Origin of the sequence: Marinobacter arenosus, assembly GCF_019264345.1 — a bacterium.
Taxonomy (GTDB): Bacteria; Pseudomonadota; Gammaproteobacteria; order Pseudomonadales; family Oleiphilaceae; genus Marinobacter; species Marinobacter arenosus.
In genome coordinates, this window is record NZ_JAHVAO010000001.1 from 1,416,039 (window position 1) to 1,435,890 (window position 19,852).

Genomic DNA, 19,852 nt, shown 5'->3' on the forward strand with positions numbered 1-19,852 from the left:
ACTATGGCGTTATCCTCCGTTACTGGACATACCGGCGCTCGCTATGCCGGTTTTGTCCGAGTCGCACTTGGGGCTGTACCAGATCGGTGACGAGTACGCGCGCTCCTGCTGGGTGGGCGGAACATCGTCGGGCAGGTCGACGCCGAAAAATGCCGCATCGTAGGTCGTCCAACGAGGCGTGGGAATTTCCAATACCCTCACGTAGTAGAAGGCGCGCTGCTCTGGATCAAAATCAGGATCCTGCCAATGGGCCATCAAAAGCGCGGAGCCAATACCGTTGGTGTAGGTGGCACTCGGGATGTCGACGGTGTTCCCCACGGCTTGCTCGCAGCGCCCTTCGCCATTGATCGCGCGGTCATCGGAACAGGCCGCATCGTAAATTCGCTCATGAACCTCACCTTTGCTGTCCAACCAGCCTTTGACGACCTGAATCCGGTCAAGATTGGCGCCGTCCGGGTCTCGCAACGCACGAATGACGAGGTTGGGCGCCTTATCTTCGGGCGCGGAGCAAAGATCGCCGCCCATGGGGACCCCTTGGAGGTAACCGGTCTCTGCAAAATCCGGTCGCTGTACGTCCACCTCGGTAAATTCCCACCCGCCAAACATGCGGACTGTCATGCGGGTGCCCGTTGTCGCGTAGACCTCCTTGCGCTCCATGGCGTCCCAAATGGCTTCACGGGTGTTCGCTTTCGCCCAGACGCCGGTCAGGCCCGCTGCGAGTGCTTTGTAATGTCTGATGGTGATATCCGGGCCGTCGGGCGCCTGCAGGTAGCCGGTGATTTTTTCGTCGAAACGACTCGGGTCGGCGCTTGGCTCGACCGGTGTGGCTTTACCGAAAAAGTTGTCTTCCTGCGTGGTGGCCAGCGAGGTGTGGGTATCGGTTGAACCCAGCATGCCGAACTTGAAGGGGTTGGCACCAAGCCTCTCTTCATAGGCGAGGCCACGTTTGAGCGCTTCGCGCGCGTATTCCCGGGGGAGCATCTCGGGCGTTTTTGGCTCCGGGCCGAAACTGCCTTTGTCCCACGTGCCATAGTCAGCAAATTCGTCATTCATGGAGAGTGCCGGGTGAGTTTCCCCATCGCCCTTGATCTGCGTGACTTCGTAGATCGGTTCCCAACGCATCCGGCGCTCGGCGTAGTCCCGGCTCAGTGATTTGCCGCTCTGGGTCTTGTCGTCAAACATGAGTCCGTTGGACAGGTTGCCATTGTGTGCAATGGCCAACACTTGTCCGCCGGTTTTCTCCTCATACATGGCCATCCATGACCATAGATCCTCCGGATCCGTTGTATCGTAATTCGACAGGGGAATGACCTGGTCGGCCAGTTGCTTACCATCCCGGAATACGACGTTACGATGCAGGTTGTTACCGCCGGGGCTGGACGACCACTCGAAACCGATCAGTGCGGTGAACACTCCGGGCTGGTTGTGGTTGTCTGCCGCACTGTTCAGTCGGCTCCAGATCGAACGGGTGAGTTCTTCGCTGCCGGCCAGCGGGTCCTTTCGAGTCGCCATCCCCTGGCCCCACAACGCATAGGCATCTCCGTAGTTTCCTGAGTAGACCAGGGACGAAATCTTGCGCCCGAAATCCGTTTGCAGAAGCCTGGGGTCCTTCTCTTCGATCATCGGCGCAAGGCCCATGTTCTCGGCATGGTCTGCGATCACGATAAAATCCAGAGGACGTTGAAGGCGTGCGCGCACTCCATTGCTGGCAACGACCATCTCTCCTTTCGCAAAGCGATAAGCTTCGTCCGGGCCCAGCCTATTACCGACCATGCCCGCATCCGTCGAGTACGCGGTATGCACATGGGTATCCCCCCAGTAAACCATCTGGGGATACCCGCTGCTCAGATAGGGCGAATATTCTGCTTTTCCAATATGGCCCTTGTCAGAAGGCGCTTCCCCATAATTGGCAAAATCTTCGGCAGATACAGCTCCAGCCGCGAACAACAGGGATAGGGAGGTAAGGCACGTGAGTATTGCTCTGGTGTGATTCATGACAGCTCTCCTTCGCTAGAAGCCCCATGTCAGGCCGAGGGCAACGCCGTGTTGCCGGACATCGTAGATAAATTGGTCTTTGTCGTAATCCACGTCGAACATGCGGTAGCCGACAGTGGTGCCAATCGCTGTCGTCCATTGATAACCGACGTTCACAGACGCGTCGTAGAACAGGTCGGAATTGACGCCAAAACCACCAAGGGCGGCCCAACCGGCAACGTAGAAGTTGGAGTCGCCCAGAGGGGTACGGCCCTTAAGACCAACCATGGGATCAACCCATTCCTCGGTGTTACTAACCCTCCGCCCCGCCAGCACGCCAAGCCCGCCGCTAAACTGCAGCGTGATATCAATATCCCAGTAGCGAACACCGGCAAAGCCATCCAGATTGGTGCCGCCATCATCGAGTAGCCGGTAGAGATACGCCGCCGAGACGATGGTGTTTTTGGATATTGATCGCAGTTTCAGGTCGATCTCGGGAACCAGTTCCTCGTCCGAGCGAGTGTCGGTGTAAATGAAATCCATCAGCAAACCGTGGCGCCCTTTTCTCGCGGTAAAGAGCACCATGTAACTGGCTTCATTGTCGTCAAACGCGTCTTTAGCGCTGATGTCAATGGGTGCCGCCGGCAACGGTGGGGCGGCGGCCAAGTCACCTTTGCTTCCACCAAACCACACGTAAGGACTAAGGGTGAACTGCCAGTCCTCACTTGCCAGGGCAGAGTTGGAAAGCGTTGCGGTCAGCGCCGCGATAGCCATGAGCTTTCTCATGAGAGGGTACCTCGCCTGGGATTGGAGTTTATTGGGTTGTCACCTGCTTCGCTTTTGGCACCTGATACTGCTTGAATGCCTCAAGATCGGGAGCGTAAATGCGCATGATGATGTCCAGATCCTGGTCCCGACGAGTGATGGGCAACCAGTTCTCTTCCGGCACGCCCTCGGGTTTTTCCGCGGCGACGTAAATCGTAATGCCGCCGTCGGGGTCGAGTTTCATGCCCCCGTTTTCTCCCACGCTGTATTTCTTGCGGTCGTTGGGGATGAAAAATCCGTTGGCAGAATCGTAGAGCGTGAGAGACCAGAAGGCCTTGGCAGGTGGCATCTGGTTTTTATCCATGTGAACGATGTAGTCATGCATGGCGTTCATGGTCTCGCCACTTTCGGTCACCACCGCAGGGTACACAGCCTCGCTCGAGGGAAGGCCGATCGGGCCGATCACGGATTGAAACAGGAGTGTCTCGGAGTCAATGTTGCCCTTGGTTCGGAACATTTTTGGCAGCAAACGGGCCATCTCTTGCCCCTCGGACATTTTGGCGAACTCCTGCTGCCGGATGGTGTCCGCCACCGTTTTGAAGCGGGCGCCGTCATAGCCGCGAATCGTGTCCGCGTCGTAGGATTTCCCCGGTTCAATACCCATCGGTTTGAGCGCTGCCAGCAGCTCGGTATCGACCGGGTCATCGGGCTCAAACGTTGTGTGGTTGACCGCAAACTGCATCACCTGCGGAAAGTTGTTGGCGTAGATGTCGCTATCCGTGCGCCCCACCGCGGGAAAATCGAGTGCGTGGCGGGCTTTGGCGGGCTGGCCCTGGAATTCGGCGAGAGACATCGCCTTGACGGATTTCATCTGCTCGACAATGCGCGCAAACCGGTCCGGATCGTTGGCATGGGGCATGACCCGGAAAACCGCCGAGACGAAATCACCCGTCATCTCGAAATGGTGGTCGACTCCAGAGACCTGGCCGCCATCGAATCCCTGAGTCCGTTCTGTGTAGAAAAGCGCTTTGCCGGGCTCGTTGAAATCACCCTTGGTCACCGACAGGGGCACGTTGACGTAGTGGTCATACCCCGTGACCATCAGCGACACATAATTTGAATCGAATGCCGGAAACCCCAGAATCATCGGCTCCGAGCGCAGGTCCAGCATGCAGGCAATATAGAGCGTGTCGTTGTTGGGCCGCGCGATGTCGGTCATGGTGTGGTCCTTGAGCTCGGTGTCGGCGACACAGCGGTTCCACCCATCCTTGAGTGCGAATTTGTTATTGACGTTGTACATGGCCACGTAAGGGTAGGATCGGCGCACGATGTCCTCGACCTGAGCATCGGTGAGTGTTGCGCTCCCGTTCGCCGCCTGATCGGACGCGGCCCCCTCCGACGTTGCGGATGCCGCATTCAGGGCAAAGCCCGAGCTTGAAACAAACAGGACGAAAGTCAGCAGCCGTAAGGTTTGGGTGATGGTGGTGGGCTTCTTTACCATGGTGAACATTCCATTGTCACAGAGGGTTAGGGGTGGTTATCCAGTCCCGGGCCTCAACGTGGGCGAGGCAGTGTGATGCGCCGTAGGAAGATGGCTTTGCGCGGTGCCCCGTGTGCAAACCATAAGCTGCAAACGGCTTTGTCTGGAGACAGCGCACTTGCCCGGAAAATAAGCCACACATAGATCAATACCTCCTGTATTGAATATCGTGTCACCTTCTCAGGAATGCCTGACGAGAGAGAGGACGTTCAGTAAAACAGCGCGACAGATTCGGAGCGTTGATCCAGGTCAAGACAGGATCCGTTCCGGTTTTCCATCCTGCGCCTCATGCCCCTAAAAACGACGGAAGAGGCCGACGGTAAACGCGGCAACCGACGTATCGTAAAAATCGATGTCGTGATTTTCCTTGAAATAGGCGGCAGTGGCGTTGAAGGCCCAGGGTGTCCAGCCAAAGGGGGCGGAATAGAACGTGGTGGCGGAAATCCCATATTGGTTGGCATCGTCCCGCTGCCCATAAACCGGGTTAACTTTGTCGTAGTCGAGTGTCTGGTAGGCGACGTTAAATACCCAGCGCAAGCGCTGATCCTGCACAAAGATGTAATTGAGCGAGGCGCCGTAGCCGTCGTTTGCCATAGCCCGGCCATCGAGGTCGGCGTCGCGGTAGACCGCTTTCGGGGTCAGGATCTGCCGGTCTCCCGCGAGTCTGAACTCATACCCCACTTCCAGGCGCTTGAGATCGCCGTTCCGATCCAGAAGGCGCTGTTCTGCTGTACCGAGGCCGAGGCCCTGCCCGCTGCGTTCTGTGTCAATGTCGATGCTCTTGCTGGAGTACTCCACCTGCATTCCACTATCGAACATTCGCTCCCAGGTGAGGCGGTATCCCCGGCCGGTACGCTCCGTATCTTCACGCTTGACGCCCGTCTGGTAAGGATCCTCCCAGACATCGGCGGACAGGCTCGTGCTGACCAGCGCAAGCCCGAACAGGCCCGCTCCGCCCACGTCCTGCCGGACGCCGGCCAGGCCGGACAGGTCGAACGTCAGGAAATCTTCCAGCAGGTTACCGATGTAAACCTGGGTGCGGGATTCGGCGAAGGTGTAGGACACTTCGAAGTTGAACATGGGGACAACGGCTGTGTCGTTGTCGGGAGCGCTGTCGATGTCATCCGTGACGGCATCGCCCACGTCGACAATGCCGCGCGCCAGACCGGCCACCATGTTGCTCTCGATATCGATGACACCAAGCCCGAGGTTCACATAGCCTGAGACTCCGCTCTTTTCAGGGATGATGGTGACGGCACTGACGAGGGGGCTCGATAAAACGGCGGCAAGACAGCCAGAGAGCGAGATGAAAAACCTGGGGCGAGCAACCACATTCCGGCTCATGGAGGAGCACCTCTTGCATATCCGTTTGCATTCTCAAGGTATAGACCACCCTTGCACGTGAGTAAAGACGCCTCTGGGCGTCAGAAGGTTGGCGAGCCTGTTATTGGCCACCACCAACGGTTCCACTTTTCAGGAGGCATTACAATAATAGACAGTGGACAGCTACCATCCCTTGATCTGCGTCAACGGCAGCCACGCATCGTTCTGCTCTACTGATATTCACTTCTCCCATCAGCTTGTTCTGAGAAGATGACTCTCAAATCGAGAAAAGGTATCGGCCTGTGTGCAATCTACTCGGCAAACGCATCGCGTTCATCTGTCTTTTAAGCGCCACGACACCGTCTCTCCACGCTCAAGAGTGGGTCAGTGTCACAGGTCGGGAAAATCTGACCGATCTGGTCAGCGGCACGACTGCAGAAATCGAGCTTCAAGACGGGCAAACCGCCGTCGGCTATTACGCCCCGGACGGAACGGCTCGCATAGAGGCCTGGGGAGAAGTATTCCCCCGTACCTGGAGGGTCCAGGGCGAAGATCAAGTCTGCTATACATCGGCCGAGGAGCAAACCAACTGTTTCACCTTCGAGCAGGACCGGACAGAGCCCGGACTTTACCGTGTCCGCAATGTCGGCACCGGAGAGGTGACCCGTTTTCAGGTGAGTGGTGAAAGACTGGCCGGCAGCCAGGGAGGAGCTCCAGCCGGATTGATCAGGCCCTCGGCGGGTGAGATTGCAGCCGAGTTGTCCAACCCCAACACCGCCATGGGCACGATGAATTTCAATCTTGATTACATTGCCTACGACGGTGACCTTCCCGGGGCAGGAAGCCAGGATGCGACCCGACTGCTGTTCCAGCCGTCTTTACCCTATCCACTGAGTGAGACGACGAACCTGTTCATGCGTCCGGCGATTCCCATTATCGTCAAGCAGGATGTTCCATCGAGACTCGGTGAATACGACAAGGTAACGGGGGAGTTGGGTGATATCGGCTTCGATCTGGCGCTGGGAAAATCGCTTCCCGGAGGCATTGTCTTGCTAGGTGGGCTGACGGGCACACTTCCAACGGCGACCGATGACCGTATTGGACTCGACCAGTATTTGCTTGGACCCGAGGTGGCAGTGGGTATGGTCCGCCCATGGGGCGTGGTCGGCGCACTGATTACTCAGCAATGGGATGTGGCGGGAGAGAACGATTACGACACCAACATTACGGGCGGGCAATATTTCTATGCCGTCAACCTGGGTGGCGGCTGGCAGATTAACGGATCGCCCACTTTTTCCTACAACCATGAAGCACGCAATCATGATAACCGGTTAACGTTCCCCCTGGCGGTTGGTGTCTCGCGTACGCTGATACTTGGTGGCCGGCCATGGAAGTTTGGCGCCCAGTACTGGCACTACGTGGAATCGCCGGATGATTTTGGTCCCGACTACCAGATCCGCTTCAGTGTCTCTCCGGTGGTAGCTCTCCCATGGTAGGTACTATGCATGAGGACCTTGGGAGCGTCTTAAGAATCCGATAACCAGCGCAGTAACACCTGGCGACAGCTCCTGGCTTGCAGTCGAGATGGGTTCTTCAGAGGAGCAGCCGCCGCCACACACGGATAACATAGCCACAGCCAAACCTGGAACTGACTTTCGAACTGGATACTTAGCTTTCAGGCACATCAGATATCTCCTTTATCTACTGTCCCCTTCCCTGGTTGCCAGGGGGACGCTAAAGGAACACATCAGCGATTTTTCATAAAAATCGGTGCTTCCAAGGCATGTTGGCACCTAAATTAGAACAGCCCCGCTCCTTTTGCCTAGTTATGCTTATGAAAATTTCCGTCAAATGACTATTGCGTATCAAAGAAAGACGCATGCGGACCACTCATCCTTTCAGCCACCTGAGTGCCTCGTCCTCATGCTCGAAAAACTTGAGGTCTCCCGCCATAAACCAGTTCGCAACCTTCGCGATATTGTCCTGCCAGACCTTGTGGCCGAAGACGGCGATCTTGTCGATCTGCAGGCCATGTTTCAGCGACAGATTAAAGTCATCCCAGGCTGCCCTGAGCTCCCAACCCTCCAGGTCCCTGACATCGAACAACACCTTCACCTTCCGTTTCTGGATGCCTTGTAGGGCACCATCAATCATCGGGCTGATGATTTTGAAATCCTCGTGGGTCAGCCTTCCCTGCGCCTTCAAAGCCAGGAAAACATCATCGCCGACCCGGTCGATGCCAATGGACAGGCCATGTCGTGTTAAAGTCATCTCCGGTCCCTCCGTTTGTGAGTGACATCCGAACCCCTTGCTGACTTGTTGTCAGACGTTCAAAGCCCCGGAAGGTTCAGGTATCGACACCATGACCGCGAACGTAAAAACCCGAATTCTCCTCCGGTCGAAGCGACTGAATATCTACCTGGTGCGCTACCCGCAAGGCCACAAAGTCGGCCCGCATCTGGACATGATCGCCGACGGGCGCCTGTACAAGCTCAACTGCGTGCTTGCCAAACCCCAGGCCGGCGGTGAGTTCCTGTGCGAGAAGAACATTTTCAACTTGTTCGGAAGAGTGATCCTGTTTCGCCCCGACCTCCACCAGCACCGGGTTTCAAAGATCGAACGCGGGAATCGTTGGTTGCTGAGCTTTGCGTTGACTACTCCCTAGTCAATGCCGCTGGAACCTGATTCGTCCGCGACGCCGCAGCCAGATCAGAATCATCCCGGCGGCCATTGTCAGAAGTGACGATGGCCCGGGAACTGGCAAGGCACGCATGGCCGTGATTTCGCCACCAAGGCCGTACATGGTGACAGCATCATTCACCACGGCCAGATCTATTGCGGTCGAGAAGGTTCCACCGATAAATCGGTTGACCGGGAAGTCATCCGGTCCGGATGAGAACGGAGACCCATTGAAATCAAAGCCAAGACTGACCACGTCCGGACCATATCCGCCAGATGGCACCTCATCGCTGTAGCGGAAGGCATCGTCGAAAAAGGTCAGAAAATGAAAGGCGCCGCCCGCGCCTTCGTAGGTGAGCCCCAAAGTCGAGAATGACCAGGACAGCACCTCTCCCTGCCCGGTGCCACCTGCCCCACTCCGGGTGGCCAGCGGGTCGAAGACGATCTGTCCGGTCATTGCAGCGTCGCCGTTGGTGATCACGACTCCGTCGTCTCTTACGAGTGGTGTCAAGGGGTCGTGATCACCAACGTTGGAGAAAATACTCGTGGTCCGACCTTCGAAGTAGTAGGTAATCGGCGCAGCCCAGGATACTGAGCTTATGAGCAGTAGAAGAACAGAAATTGATGAGCGCATGGCACTAAGTTCCCTGTGAGACGCTAAGCCTGCACCCAAGCATTATTGATGCCGGAGTCCTGAGAACAGTAACTTAGCGTACGCCAGAAACGCTCAGTGTCTAAAAACCTGACACCCCTCAACCGACCGGCTGACAACCCCGGATTGCCAACGCCACGTTCGCGCTCGCTTCGATCTGTTCGTAGTACTTGGAGGCCGAGTTAACGCCCATTTCGGCGTAGCTGCCCGCCGCAGGACTGACCAGTTGGCTTAACTGTGCCAGCGCCTCCGCAGACTGCCGATCCCGCTCGTAGGCGTTGAACGCCTGATAGATTTCACTGCAGGTGACACCGTCTCCATCGGTTGCCGCAGACGACATGTAACCGGAGGTCTGGCAGCCGGTCATCATTGTGGTGGCGGCAATGGCGAACAACAGGGGGCGTTTCACAGGTAATTATCTCCAAAGGTTGGGTATGAAACAGTGTTCGAATCCTGCGAGATACTACCAGAAAAGCCACCATTCAACGTGCACCGGATGTTCCCGTTCCATGCGTTGGCCATTATGGCCGCCAACGCATGGGATGCGCTGGCTTCAGTACCCCCTGCTCGTCCCAGTCATCCCAACCGCTAAACGGGATTGATGGCTCCTGGCCTAGCCCTGGGAGTCGCGATGCCCAAGCCTGCTTGGCGTTCTCCAGATGATCCAGGAAAAGGTCCTCGTCCTGATAACGAATACCGCCTCCCTGTATCCCGTAGCTGACCTGGGGCGCCAGTACCTCGAAGCCAACGTAATACAGCGATGAGTGAATCGGCCACAGCCATTCCACCATATTGCCGGCCCGGCCAAACGGCATGAACGCCTGCTCGGGCGAGCCGGTGGTGACCGAGCAGATCGCCTGCTTGCCACGAAAATGGCCACGATCGTAGCGACGGCTACCGGAATACAGCCCTCCGTAGACCAGCACCCGGTCAAACCAGCCCTTCAGGATGGCCGGTTGTGCGTGCCACCAAAGCGGAAACTGGAAGATAACCAGGTCGGCCCATTCCAGGCGGGCAATCTCACGCTGGACATCGGCGGGAAGTGGACCTCGCTCGTAGTGGGCACGCTGCTCGGTCAAGGGTGCAAAGTAGCGTTCATCTGCCCGCTCGGCATAGTGGCTGGCTCGCTCTACCGGATCGAAGTTCTCCTGGTATAAATCGTCGATCTCAACGTCGTGCCCTGCAGAACGCAGCCGTTCCTCCGCGATATTAACCAGGCCGCCATTGAATGACGCTCGTTCAGGATGGGCCAGCACAATCAACACGTTCATATCGCCTATCTCCTGTTGCATCGGTTTGATAACAGCCTATGCTGTTCTCTAACACACAGGAATTGCCCAAAATTGAGAATCTTATTTGCATGGATGAACAACGTATTCGCTGGGACGATCTGCAGATTGTCTGGGCCATCGCCGAATCCGGTAGCCTGTCAGGCGCGGGCCGGCGCCTGGGTATCAGTCATGCCACGGTCTTTCGCCGGCTTACCGACATGGAAGCGCGTTTGGGCGTAACCCTGTTCGAGCGGTCCCGCACCGGCTACACGCCTAGCCTTGCCGGCGAGGATCTCGCCGCGGTTGCCCAGCGGGTCGAGGCGGATATCGTCGGAGCGGAACGCCGGCTGGCGGGAAAGGACCTGAAGCTCTCCGGCACCATTCGGGTGACCACCACCGACACCCTGTTCACAGGCGTGCTGGCGCCCCTCTTTGCCGAATTTCGCGCAAACTACCCGGAGATCAGCCTCGAAGTGGTCATTTCCAACCAGGTTCACAGCCTGAGCAAGCGGGAGGCCGACGTCGCCATCCGTCCGACACAGAATCCACCCGAAACCCTGGTCGGACGGCGGGTCGGCAGCATCGAGCAGGCGGTGTATGGCTGTCGCGAGCACTGGAAGAGCGCAACGACTCCGCTGACGGATCTCCCCCGGCACGCCTGGGTAGGCCCGGACAAGCACATGGGTAACAGTGCACTGGAAGCCTGGATGGGCAGGCAGGGACTGGACGAACGCTGCCAATATCGACTCGATTCCATGCTGGGGATGCAAACGGCCATCGAACATGGTCCGGCATTGGCGGTATTACCCTGCTACCTCGGCGACAACACCCCCAACCTCAGGCGGCTGACCGATCCACTCCCGGAACTGGCGACGCCACTCTGGATACTCACCCACCCGGACTTGCGGCGGGTCAGCCGGATTCGGGCGTTCACCCGGGAGATTGGTGAGGGCGTCCTCGGCGCCTCGATTTAACCAAATTTCTCAACTTGCCTCTTCAATACCCCCCAAATGGGGGCAGTTTGCGCATGAAACCCCGTGCTAGCTTTCCAACGACCCAACCAGTGGTAGTTCCCTCTAAAAGGAGTTGTTATGGATTGTTTCAAGAAGTTAGCGCTGGCAGTAGCCGTTTCTTCTGTAGCCGTGATCACCGGCTGTGGTGGTAGCGGCGGTGGCTCGTCCAACAACGGTGGCGACACTGACACCACCACCCAGACCAACACGGAAACCGGCGTTTTTGTCGACAGTGCCGTCGTGGGTATCAATTACGCAACCTCACCCAGCGGCCAGGAAGGGCAGACCAACGAACTCGGCGAATATGACTACGCTCCGGGCGATACGGTGACTTTCAGCATCGGGGGCATCGAGCTGCCACCGGTCGAGGCAACGGGCCGCGTCACTCCGGCCGATATGGGCAGCGGCGCGACGGACTGGAGCACCGACCAGACCGTGGTCAATATTCTCCGCCTGCTGCAGACATTGGACGATGATGGCAATCCGGCCAACGGCATCACCATCACCAACGCGATCCACACGGCGCTGCAGGATGTCGACATTGATCCCACCGTCAGCGAATCCGATTTCGAAACCCAGGCGAGCACCGCCATCACGGCCACCGGCAAGACACTGGTTGCAAAAGCAGACGCCATCAACCATTTCAAAGCGTCGCAATCTGCAGACCTGACCGGCAGTTGGGTGTATGTTGAGGACGGCGGAAACATGAACGTTCTGACCTTCCTGAACAACAGCGAATACCTGATCGTCCACTCCAAGGCCGACGATGACCAGCAAACTGCCGGCAGCGGAGAACACGGAACCTACCTGTGGGACAGCGCCTCGGGCGAACTCTCGCTGACTCGCGTGGGTGACTCCGACGGCAGTGGTGGCCTTGCAGGCAACAACGCAACGGCCACCTGGACCATGCAACTGAAAGACGGCTCTCTGGTTCTCAACTCCTCTGACGCCAGCGAAGAGGTCACCTTCGACGCCATACGCAATGACCGGAACAGCCTGGTCGGTAGCTGGTACCTCGGTGAAGGCGAAGGCGTTCACAACGTGCTGACCATTCTCGATGACAGCACCTATGTCATCGCCCACAACGCGAATGAGGAGGGTTACGACGCCGTACCGGTCGCCGTGTCCTCCGAGTGGGGCTCCTACACATACGGTAACGGGAACTTTGCCGTGTCCAACGTCACGGTGGATCTGGATGGCCCCGGCGGCCTGTTTGACGACCCGGCCCGGAACAATGGCAACGGTCCGGTTAATGGCCCGGCGATTCTGCACCCGACGGGCGAGCTGACCCTGACCGATAACGCGTCTGCAGCAGACACGTTCACCCTGCAACGCCTGGGGCGCCACGCCATCGAACTCCGTGACTTCGAAGGCGACACCACGCCCCTTTACGTGGAAAGTGAGCTTTATCCGGGCACACCGACTCCGGACACCGTTTACTTTACGTTCGCCGACCTCTTGGAAGGGGGTGAGGCAGGCACGTTCGACCTGACCTTCTCACCCAGCCTCGATATCACGGTGGACATGAGGACCGACAACGGATCCCGTCTCGGTACCATGTCATTCGACGGCAGCGGCGAAGACAACATTGCAGGCGAATGGGACATCAGCACCTCAGGCACGCTGGTGTTCACCGAGACAGACGGCTCCGATGGCGATTATGGCCATTGGCGTTTCGTCCAGCTGGATAAAGACCAGAGTGGTGAAGTTCTGGTCTACCTGGATGGTGTCGGCTCGCTGGAACTGATGTTCATTACTGATCTGTACTTTGACGGTCCGGCCCTGTAAGAGCGTCATTTCTCATACAAAAGCCCGCTTCTCGCGGGCTTTTTTGTGCGTGAGTGAAAGGAGGTCTTGAATCATCAGATTCACGCCAACGCGCGAACCAGGGCTCCGACCAGTTCCGCTTGTCGGCGATAGCCATTTTTCGCCAGCAGATTCTTCACGTAATCACGCACCGTATGAACGGACAGGTGCTGAACGTCTGCGATGTCGCTAATACTGAGGCCCTGCATCAGATACCCTGCCGTGACGCCTTCCGCCCGGGTACAGTTGAACAGGTTGCATAGCTTGGTGAGATCGGGGGGACTTGCCGCCTGGAACGAGATGAGCTCCGCCAGCGCACCGTATTTCCGACCCGTCTCACCCTGCTCCACGGCCTCCATGGAGAGCGGCGTGATGCACACGGCAATACGGTCGTCACCCACCTGATCGAACAGGGTAATCATGTCCTGAATGCCATCACGTGCGTTGAAGATGCTGGTCAGAATGGCGTCATTCAGCTTCCGGTTAAAGCCGGGGTTCCGGCTCTGCAATCGGGACTCACTGCAGCCCGTCACAAACAGTCGGGGGTGCGCCTCCAATATCCTCTCTGCGGCGGTGTTGCACTGAACCACCCGGGCCATCTCATTGAACACGATCATGGGTTTGCTGATGCGATCGAGCGCCATCGACAGCGTCTCGTTCTCGGTTCGTGACTGGTAGAGCTTGTGAAAAAGACCCACAGCATTTTCGATGTGCGGGGCAAGCATGTTCATCTGTAACAGCTCTGAGGGCGTGTAGTGTCCCTCGCTCCGATGCCGGTTCGCCAGAAACACCACACGGGACGTTTCCCCCCGACTGACCAGCATGCCGGCGCTATCGCCCAGGCCTGCCTGTTCGACCCAGTCGCGGGTTTCGTTGGTCACGACATCAAGGATATCGATGCCGGGATCGCATTCGGTCAGAGATTCAAACTGGCGGGGTGGCAAGGCGCTGAACTTCAGGAGCGCCTCATCCTGCTGGGGAAGGTCGCTGTTCAAAAACCACTGTTCAAAGCCCTCTGGGTATCCGAACGTCCAGCCATAAACCATTCGGATCGGCTCGTCGGTCAAGCCCAGAATGCCTCCCTGCAGGCAGCGAAAATGACGCTGAAACTCCTCGAAGAAAGGCTGGAAGCCCTCACTTGTGTGCAAACATCTGTAAAGCGTCGAGACTAACTGGTTGTAACCGGCGAAGTCCTGGACATCAATGCGCGAGATGTCATCGACCGCTTCCACAATTTCATTACCGGCCCCTTTTCCAGGTACAGAAAAGGAACCTTCATTAACGGGTCTTACCAATGCATGTACTCCTTTGCAGTTGTGCGGCCGCTTTCCCATTGCGCCGCGTTCCATGACCGCAACCTAGCATAGAATGTCGCTCAAGGCGTCACAACATTGAAACGCCCGTCGGGCTTATCCAACATGCTGAAAAAACCAAGCAGATCCAGCTTACTGCCCTCAAAACGGATGTCGTCACTGAACAGAAGTTCCTTCAAGCCAGCCTGCCCTATCAGCAGGTCGACAAACAGCGGCCGCGTCAGCATTAGGGTCGCGTCGGCGGGCGAATCGGCGTCCGTCGAACGGTTATGCAGCACGGAGTTTTCCAGGGTCAGCAGGTAGCTTTCCTGTAAGTCCGTGAAGGTGATTTTGATCGTCACCGTTTCGCCTTCGGCCTCGTCGGCGTTCAGGCGAACCGCCATACTGTCGAAGAACAGTGACACCGGCGTGTTGAGCAGAACCGCCCGCATGACGGCGGGTTCGATCCCCTCCTCTGGCGGACCGTGCCGAAGTTCGTAGGCTCCAGACAGATAGAAGTCGCGCCAGGGAGCCGATTCCGCCTGGTAGCCCAATTGGTCGTACACAACGGCCAACAGCCCCTTGACCTCCTCGTTATCCGGTTCCGCAAACACCACGTGGTTGAGCAGTTCCGCCAACCAGCGGTAGGTATCTCGCGCCTCCGTCGGCCCCAGGTCCGACGCGGCCTCGAATTCCCGTCTCGCCTGCTCGAGAACCTTTCCGGCACCGCCCATCATGGCAACATACCGTTGCGCCGACTCCGCTTCCGGCAACGGATTGAGCTGCGCGGGGTTGCCGGTGAACCACCCCATGTAGTTCTGGTACACCGCCTTGGCGTTATGGGAAACCGTGCCGTAGTAGCCCTGATTGTGGAAGTCCTCGTTCAGCGCAGCCGGAAGTTCGAGTGTCTCGGCGATCTCACGAGGCGTCGCGCCCCGGTTCATCAGGCGAACCGTCTGGTCGTGAATGAACTTGTACGTATCACGCTGCTTGACCAGAAACGCCTGGATATTCTCCTGACCCCACAGTGGCCAGTGGTGGCTGCCGAAGTAAACGTCAGCGTCGGCAAAACGCTGCCTCGCCTCGTCGATATAACCACTCCAGATTCGGGCATCGCGCACCTTCGCACCCCGCAGGGTGTAGAGGTTGTGCAGGTTGCGGCTGACCAGCTCGGCGCCGCAGAACGCTTTCTGCTCGGGCAGGTAAAAGGTGAATTCCGACGGCGCTTCGGAACCCGACACCATCTGAAACACCAGGGGCACACCATCGACGATGAGCTTCGTGCCCGTTTCACGGACCACGTCGGTGACCGCAGCGAAGCCAAAGGTGCCGAAGGCCGGCCCCTTGCCAAGGCCGGTACCCACGTGGCCGCGATCATCCCGCTGAAGGCGCTTGCCGTACATGAACATTGCCCGTCGGGTCATGGCCGGCCCCGCGATGATGTTCTCGCTGGTGGCTTCGTCTTCGAAACCGGCCGGCGCGATGATACGCAGGTTGGCCCGCTCCTCCTCAGACAGGCGCTCCAACACCCCCTGAACGCCACCGAAATGATCAATATGGCTGTGGGTGAAAATGATCGCACGCACCGGTTGATCCCCCAGATGTTCCCGCGCAAACAGGAACGCTTTGCTGGCCGTCTCGCGTGCCGTCAACGGGTCCACCAGGATCCAGCCGGTCTCCGTTTCGATGATCGACATGTTCGCCAGATCGTATCCACGGACCTGGTACAGCCCATCGGTGACCTTGAACAGGCCATGGATGTTGTTCAACGCCGCCTGACGCCAGAGGCTGGGATTGACGGAGGCAGGCGCGTTCTGGCCCTCCGTGTTGATGAAGTCGTAGGCCGGCATGTTCCAGACCTCACCGCCACTCAGGTGCTCGACCACCAACTCCGGATCCTGGGCAATCAGGCCGCGGCGGGCGTTGTCAAAATCGTCGCGGTTGTCGAACGGTCGTTGATCCAGCACTGCCTTGTTGGCGTTGCCGGTGCTTTGCGTGGGCGCACTGTGGCCTGCGGCATTGGCCTGCATCGCCGGTTCGGACCCGGAATCGCACCCGGTCAACGCCAATGCAGCGCCCATCAGGGGGGCAAGAAAAATACGAGCGGTTGGAGACATGAACGCACCTGCCAGTCTGTTGTTATTAGTCACTTAGGTCGATACCTCTGGCCGCCCAGCGACCTGAAGAGGCCGGGGCCAGTGTCGTGCGGGGAGCGGAAGCCCGCATTGGGTCAACGGGGGTCCTTTGTCCGGGAGGACGCCTCTGCCCATTGAAAGTAATCGGCAAGTTCATCGGCAAGAAAATCAAACACCGTCCGAACCCGCAGGTTCATCCGAAGCTCCCGGTGAGAGACAAGCCACACTTCACCGCCAAATTCCGTGTCGGGAAAAGCCCGCTCAAGACCGGGTTCCGCATCGCCGATCTCCACCGGTACCATCCCGATGCCAAGCCCCAATTTGGTCATTTCCCACTGCACCGGATGGCTATCGGTTTTGACGGAAAAACTCTCTTCGTCCAGCGCGATGCCACTGGCGGCCAACGCGCCCATGTACCGGTCATTATCCGACACAAACCCGATATACCCCACGCCCTGGCTGCCGTCAGGCATTCGGGAAGGATGCCGGCTGAGAAGTTCGGAGGTTCCGTAGAGCGTTGCCGAGAAGCGCCCCAGCTTGCGAGCAATCAGATCCGGTTGGGTCGGACGAAAGTTCCGGATGGCTATGTCTGCGGCGCGCCGCCTGAGATCGCTGGCCTCGTTGGAAGCCACCAGGCTGATTCGGATTCCCGGGTACTGACGTCGCAATTTCTTGAGGATGGGCGGCAAGATGCAGGCCGCGGTGATCTCTGACGCCGAGATCGCGATCTCCCCCTCAATGGACGTGGCTCTGCCCGTCGCGGCAAGGGAGAGACTGCTCGCAGCGTCCCCCATCGCACGCACATAGTCGAGCAATTCCAGCCCGGTTTGTGTCAACTCCAGACCCCGGCTGCCCCGCTCGAACAGGGCCGTCGAGAGTTCCTGCTCCAGCGCAGCCACCTGCCGGCCGAGGGTTGGTTGGGAAATCCCAAGCGCCTTCGCGGCCGCGGATAACGAGCCTTCCTCCGCCGTCACCAGAAACGCCCGGGCCCGGTTCCAATCAAACGTTACGGTTCGCCAATCCATTCAGATATGAATACCTAAGATGCCATTTTGTCGATTCTAGCAACAGATTTGCAGATATAGAATGCCCCAACTGACTGAGGGCCACCGGCCAATCGGGGGAAACATGAATGCATCTGTCAAATACTGGGACCGCTCTGCCGAACGCTACGCGCGGCGCCCCATCGCCGATCCTGAGGCCTACCAGCGGAAACTCGAGATTACCCAACGGTACCTGCGGCCCGACATGAACGTGATGGAATTCGGCTGCGGCACGGGCGCCACCGCATTGGTTCACGCGCCTCGGGTAAGAAGTTATCTGGCAACCGACGCCTCCGCGAGGATGATCGACATTGCCCGGATGCGAACAGCCGACGCGCCAATCAAGGGCCTCCGTTTCGAGGTGGCCACGCCGGACGATCTGGCCCACCGACAACAGGCATTTGATGCCGTGCTGGGGTTGAACGTTCTCCACCTGCTTGCCGATCCCAGGGCCATGATCGAATGCATCCGTGACCTGCTGAAGCCCGGTGGGGTTTTTATCAGCAACACCGCCTGCCTGAAAGACACGCGGCCCTGTATGAAACCCATTGCAACCCTGGCATACCGCTTACACCTGACGCCCTATGTGAACTTTCTGTCCCGCAAGGAACTTGAACACGACCTGCAAAGCGCGGGCTTTCAGATTCAGTTTCGCTGGGTCCCGGAACGCTCGCGGGATGTCTATTTTCTGATCGCAACCAAAGAGAAGTAACCATGAAACAACCGATCGTACCCACCCTCACCCTCGCCTTCCTGCTGTCGGCCTGCGGCGGCGACGGCGGATCCCCCAGGAACGTCGAAAAGGAAGTCGTCGAGAAGCAGGAAGAAAACGAAGAGCCCGAAACCGCCAAAGAGAACGAGGCCCAGGGAGTTTACCGGGGACTGACGGATACCGGCCGGGACCTGCTCACGATGGTCCGCGATGACGGCGAGTACTACATGTTCTACTACGTTACTGGCAAACCGGTTTACGACCTGTCCGGTGCTGTTGTCGGAACGGCCAGCGCCTCAGAGGGCAATTTTTCGTCAACCGATGCCAACGACCTGAATTTTATCGATAGAACCAGCACGCGCCTTGGTATCGAAGCAGACTATGTGTCTGGAGATTACCTCACGGGGATCATGGAGAATTCAGACGGTGGCGAGGGCTTCACCATCGCCTACGATGCCGACTACGATAATGCACCCGATATGGCGGCGTTTGCGGGATCCTATCGTGGCTACTACAAAGGATTTATGGATTCGGTCGTGGAATCGTCTCTCGTGATTGTCACGATTGATGCGGACGGTACGCTGACGGCCTCAAGTGAAATCCCGAGCTGCGTGTTTACCGGCCAGGTTGCGCCACGCGCAGCGGGTAACCTTTTTGACGTGGAGGTCGCGTTCAGCGAAACCGACTGCCTGTTGACAGGCATTACCCTCACCGGTGCTGCTTACCACGACTCGGAGGCCATGTTCTTCGCAGCGCCGGCCGATGACAAACCAGGCGGCCTGTTCTTTTCCGGCAACAGGCTCGAAGCCCCTTGATACTGGAGCGGCCATGCGGCCACCATCACCTAAAATTCTGTCTGCGTTACTCGTATTGGCGGCTGCGGGTTGTAGCAACAAGGCCGTCTACGACAACCTTCGCCTGCATCAGCGCCAGGAGTGCCTGAACGCCCCACCGCCAACACAAGCGGAGTGTATTGAGCGAACCGAGCAGTCGTTCGAGGACTACGAACGGGCCAGGAAAGAGGCAGAAGAGGCTCCGTAACGGACTGCCTGGTGTCCTGTGTCACGCTTCCCGGATACCGGGTGCCTTCGGGTAGATCTTGTGGAGCTGAGAGTCCTGCTCCGCCATGATCGACGCCATATTGATGATCGTCCGGGCCATGCCCCGGGCGAGATTGAGCAGCATCAGGCCGAACACATCCGGTTCATGTTGTTGAAGGTCGAGGAAGTGACCGCAGGTGATCTCAAGGACAACACTGTCGCTTTCGGCCTTGGTCGTTGCCGGCCTGTCCGACAGAGCGATCATGGGAACAAAGCCCATGTCATCCCCTGGTTCGTGGCAACGGGCAAGCGTCCAGCCGCCATCCTGTCTCGGCATCCAGGAGTTCATTTTGCCGCTGAGCACGATGAAGAACGCCTCACTGGGTTCGCCAACCGAGTACAGGCCCTCCCCGGCATTCAGCCGGATAAGGCGCCCTTTACCCATCATGCGCAATATTGCCACTTCCGGCAGTGCACCGAACGTGGAGAGCTCACTGAAATAGCCGGGGCTTTGCTCGTGCCAGTAGTCAAGGGCATCAATCTCACGCATCTGACCATCACCTGGTTGGCCCATTCTCCTTAAGTATAGACGCCATCCGAGCCAGCC

The 19,852-nt window shown here is 58.0% G+C and carries 19 protein-coding genes; 7 read left to right on the forward strand and 12 right to left on the reverse strand.

Going from position 1 to position 19,852, the window contains the following annotated elements:
* Positions 1 to 9 precede the first annotated feature (9 nt).
* The 4 genes from KXD86_RS06535 to KXD86_RS06550 form a co-directional block, all read right to left on the reverse strand.
* Positions 10 to 1,995 carry a DUF3604 domain-containing protein gene (locus KXD86_RS06535; RefSeq protein ID WP_218635243.1) on the reverse strand — a complete coding sequence of 662 codons (1,986 nt, stop codon included), beginning with the start codon at positions 1,993 to 1,995 and terminating at the stop codon, positions 10 to 12.
* Between the two features lie 15 nt (positions 1,996 to 2,010).
* Complete coding sequence (locus tag KXD86_RS06540; protein WP_218635244.1) at positions 2,011 to 2,760, reverse strand: porin family protein; 750 nt, start codon at positions 2,758 to 2,760, stop codon at positions 2,011 to 2,013.
* A gap of 28 nt (positions 2,761 to 2,788) precedes the next feature.
* The gene (locus tag KXD86_RS06545) at positions 2,789 to 4,240 is read right to left on the reverse strand and encodes a DUF1214 domain-containing protein (RefSeq protein ID WP_218635245.1); all 1,452 of its coding nucleotides are present in this window, start codon (positions 4,238 to 4,240) and stop codon (positions 2,789 to 2,791) included.
* A 333-nt stretch (positions 4,241 to 4,573) separates the two neighbouring features.
* A complete protein-coding gene (locus KXD86_RS06550; RefSeq protein WP_218635246.1) occupies positions 4,574 to 5,623 on the reverse strand; it encodes a DUF2860 family protein in 1,050 nt (349 codons plus the stop codon).
* A 281-nt stretch (positions 5,624 to 5,904) separates the two neighbouring features.
* On the opposite strand from KXD86_RS06550, the gene KXD86_RS06555 reads away from it, so the two are divergent.
* Entirely contained in the window at positions 5,905 to 7,098 is a 1,194-nt protein-coding gene (locus KXD86_RS06555) for a hypothetical protein (RefSeq protein ID WP_218635247.1), read from the forward strand.
* A 394-nt stretch (positions 7,099 to 7,492) separates the two neighbouring features.
* Here KXD86_RS06555 and KXD86_RS06560 read toward each other — a convergent pair whose 3' ends face one another.
* Positions 7,493 to 7,873 (reverse strand): SpoIIAA family protein, encoded by a 381-nt coding sequence (locus KXD86_RS06560; RefSeq protein ID WP_218635248.1) that lies wholly within the window; start codon positions 7,871 to 7,873, stop codon positions 7,493 to 7,495.
* 91 nt (positions 7,874 to 7,964) lie between these two features.
* Here KXD86_RS06560 and KXD86_RS06565 point away from each other — a divergent pair, with 91 nt between their 5' ends.
* The gene (locus KXD86_RS06565) at positions 7,965 to 8,267 is read left to right on the forward strand and encodes a 2OG-Fe(II) oxygenase (protein ID WP_218635249.1); all 303 of its coding nucleotides are present in this window, start codon (positions 7,965 to 7,967) and stop codon (positions 8,265 to 8,267) included.
* Here KXD86_RS06565 and KXD86_RS06570 read toward each other — a convergent pair whose 3' ends face one another.
* The 3 genes from KXD86_RS06570 to KXD86_RS06580 all read right to left on the reverse strand — a co-directional run bounded on the left by KXD86_RS06570 (position 8,268) and on the right by KXD86_RS06580 (position 10,204).
* Positions 8,268 to 8,915: a hypothetical protein gene (locus tag KXD86_RS06570; RefSeq protein ID WP_218635250.1), complete on the reverse strand. Its 648-nt coding sequence runs from the start codon at positions 8,913 to 8,915 to the stop codon at positions 8,268 to 8,270.
* Between the two features lie 118 nt (positions 8,916 to 9,033).
* Positions 9,034 to 9,342 carry a hypothetical protein gene (locus KXD86_RS06575; RefSeq protein WP_312846259.1) on the reverse strand — a complete coding sequence of 103 codons (309 nt, stop codon included), beginning with the start codon at positions 9,340 to 9,342 and terminating at the stop codon, positions 9,034 to 9,036.
* A gap of 112 nt (positions 9,343 to 9,454) precedes the next feature.
* Entirely contained in the window at positions 9,455 to 10,204 is a 750-nt protein-coding gene (locus KXD86_RS06580) for an NAD(P)H-dependent oxidoreductase (protein ID WP_218635251.1), read from the reverse strand.
* A gap of 89 nt (positions 10,205 to 10,293) precedes the next feature.
* Between KXD86_RS06580 and KXD86_RS06585 the strand changes: the two genes are divergently transcribed.
* The gene (locus KXD86_RS06585) at positions 10,294 to 11,178 is read left to right on the forward strand and encodes a LysR family transcriptional regulator (RefSeq protein ID WP_218635252.1); all 885 of its coding nucleotides are present in this window, start codon (positions 10,294 to 10,296) and stop codon (positions 11,176 to 11,178) included.
* Positions 11,179 to 11,295: 117 nt separating this feature from the next.
* A complete protein-coding gene (locus KXD86_RS06590; RefSeq protein WP_218635253.1) occupies positions 11,296 to 13,005 on the forward strand; it encodes a hypothetical protein in 1,710 nt (569 codons plus the stop codon).
* An 80-nt stretch (positions 13,006 to 13,085) separates the two neighbouring features.
* On the opposite strand, the gene KXD86_RS06595 is transcribed toward KXD86_RS06590, so the two are convergent.
* The 3 genes from KXD86_RS06595 to KXD86_RS06605 form a co-directional block, all read right to left on the reverse strand.
* Positions 13,086 to 14,255 carry a helix-turn-helix transcriptional regulator gene (locus tag KXD86_RS06595; RefSeq protein WP_218635254.1) on the reverse strand — a complete coding sequence of 390 codons (1,170 nt, stop codon included), beginning with the start codon at positions 14,253 to 14,255 and terminating at the stop codon, positions 13,086 to 13,088.
* 143 nt (positions 14,256 to 14,398) lie between these two features.
* Complete coding sequence (locus KXD86_RS06600; protein WP_218635255.1) at positions 14,399 to 16,432, reverse strand: alkyl/aryl-sulfatase; 2,034 nt, start codon at positions 16,430 to 16,432, stop codon at positions 14,399 to 14,401.
* Between the two features lie 113 nt (positions 16,433 to 16,545).
* Positions 16,546 to 17,475 (reverse strand): LysR family transcriptional regulator, encoded by a 930-nt coding sequence (locus tag KXD86_RS06605; protein WP_218635256.1) that lies wholly within the window; start codon positions 17,473 to 17,475, stop codon positions 16,546 to 16,548.
* A 103-nt stretch (positions 17,476 to 17,578) separates the two neighbouring features.
* On the opposite strand from KXD86_RS06605, the gene KXD86_RS06610 reads away from it, so the two are divergent.
* The 3 genes from KXD86_RS06610 to KXD86_RS06620 are packed head-to-tail and all read left to right on the forward strand — an operon-like array spanning position 17,579 to position 19,246.
* Complete coding sequence (locus KXD86_RS06610; protein ID WP_218635257.1) at positions 17,579 to 18,205, forward strand: class I SAM-dependent methyltransferase; 627 nt, start codon at positions 17,579 to 17,581, stop codon at positions 18,203 to 18,205.
* Between the two features lie 2 nt (positions 18,206 to 18,207).
* Positions 18,208 to 19,020, forward strand: a complete 813-nt coding sequence (locus tag KXD86_RS06615; RefSeq protein ID WP_218635258.1) for a hypothetical protein — start codon at positions 18,208 to 18,210, stop codon at positions 19,018 to 19,020.
* Between the two features lie 13 nt (positions 19,021 to 19,033).
* Positions 19,034 to 19,246 carry a hypothetical protein gene (locus tag KXD86_RS06620; protein ID WP_218635259.1) on the forward strand — a complete coding sequence of 71 codons (213 nt, stop codon included), beginning with the start codon at positions 19,034 to 19,036 and terminating at the stop codon, positions 19,244 to 19,246.
* Between the two features lie 21 nt (positions 19,247 to 19,267).
* Here KXD86_RS06620 and KXD86_RS06625 read toward each other — a convergent pair whose 3' ends face one another.
* Positions 19,268 to 19,795 carry a Crp/Fnr family transcriptional regulator gene (locus tag KXD86_RS06625; RefSeq protein ID WP_218635260.1) on the reverse strand — a complete coding sequence of 176 codons (528 nt, stop codon included), beginning with the start codon at positions 19,793 to 19,795 and terminating at the stop codon, positions 19,268 to 19,270.
* Between the last annotated feature and the right edge of the window lie 57 nt (positions 19,796 to 19,852).

What these genes read in the sequence shown, in the direction of transcription:
- KXD86_RS06570 (WP_218635250.1), bottom strand. Translation starts at nt 8,915, where the DNA reads ATGCGCTCATCAATTTCTGTTCTTCTACTGCTCATAAGCTCAGTATCC.
- KXD86_RS06545 (WP_218635245.1), bottom strand. Translation starts at nt 4,240, where the DNA reads ATGGTAAAGAAGCCCACCACCATCACCCAAACCTTACGGCTGCTGACT.
- KXD86_RS06610 (WP_218635257.1), top strand. Translation starts at nt 17,579, where the DNA reads ATGAATGCATCTGTCAAATACTGGGACCGCTCTGCCGAACGCTACGCG.
- KXD86_RS06550 (WP_218635246.1), bottom strand. Translation starts at nt 5,623, where the DNA reads ATGAGCCGGAATGTGGTTGCTCGCCCCAGGTTTTTCATCTCGCTCTCT.
- KXD86_RS06580 (WP_218635251.1), bottom strand. Translation starts at nt 10,204, where the DNA reads ATGAACGTGTTGATTGTGCTGGCCCATCCTGAACGAGCGTCATTCAAT.
- KXD86_RS06600 (WP_218635255.1), bottom strand. Translation starts at nt 16,432, where the DNA reads ATGTCTCCAACCGCTCGTATTTTTCTTGCCCCCCTGATGGGCGCTGCA.
- KXD86_RS06615 (WP_218635258.1), top strand. Translation starts at nt 18,208, where the DNA reads ATGAAACAACCGATCGTACCCACCCTCACCCTCGCCTTCCTGCTGTCG.
- KXD86_RS06560 (WP_218635248.1), bottom strand. Translation starts at nt 7,873, where the DNA reads ATGACTTTAACACGACATGGCCTGTCCATTGGCATCGACCGGGTCGGC.
- KXD86_RS06620 (WP_218635259.1), top strand. Translation starts at nt 19,034, where the DNA reads ATGCGGCCACCATCACCTAAAATTCTGTCTGCGTTACTCGTATTGGCG.
- KXD86_RS06565 (WP_218635249.1), top strand. Translation starts at nt 7,965, where the DNA reads ATGACCGCGAACGTAAAAACCCGAATTCTCCTCCGGTCGAAGCGACTG.
- KXD86_RS06625 (WP_218635260.1), bottom strand. Translation starts at nt 19,795, where the DNA reads ATGCGTGAGATTGATGCCCTTGACTACTGGCACGAGCAAAGCCCCGGC.
- KXD86_RS06535 (WP_218635243.1), bottom strand. Translation starts at nt 1,995, where the DNA reads ATGAATCACACCAGAGCAATACTCACGTGCCTTACCTCCCTATCCCTG.
- KXD86_RS06590 (WP_218635253.1), top strand. Translation starts at nt 11,296, where the DNA reads ATGGATTGTTTCAAGAAGTTAGCGCTGGCAGTAGCCGTTTCTTCTGTA.
- KXD86_RS06540 (WP_218635244.1), bottom strand. Translation starts at nt 2,760, where the DNA reads ATGAGAAAGCTCATGGCTATCGCGGCGCTGACCGCAACGCTTTCCAAC.
- KXD86_RS06585 (WP_218635252.1), top strand. Translation starts at nt 10,294, where the DNA reads ATGGATGAACAACGTATTCGCTGGGACGATCTGCAGATTGTCTGGGCC.
- KXD86_RS06605 (WP_218635256.1), bottom strand. Translation starts at nt 17,475, where the DNA reads ATGGATTGGCGAACCGTAACGTTTGATTGGAACCGGGCCCGGGCGTTT.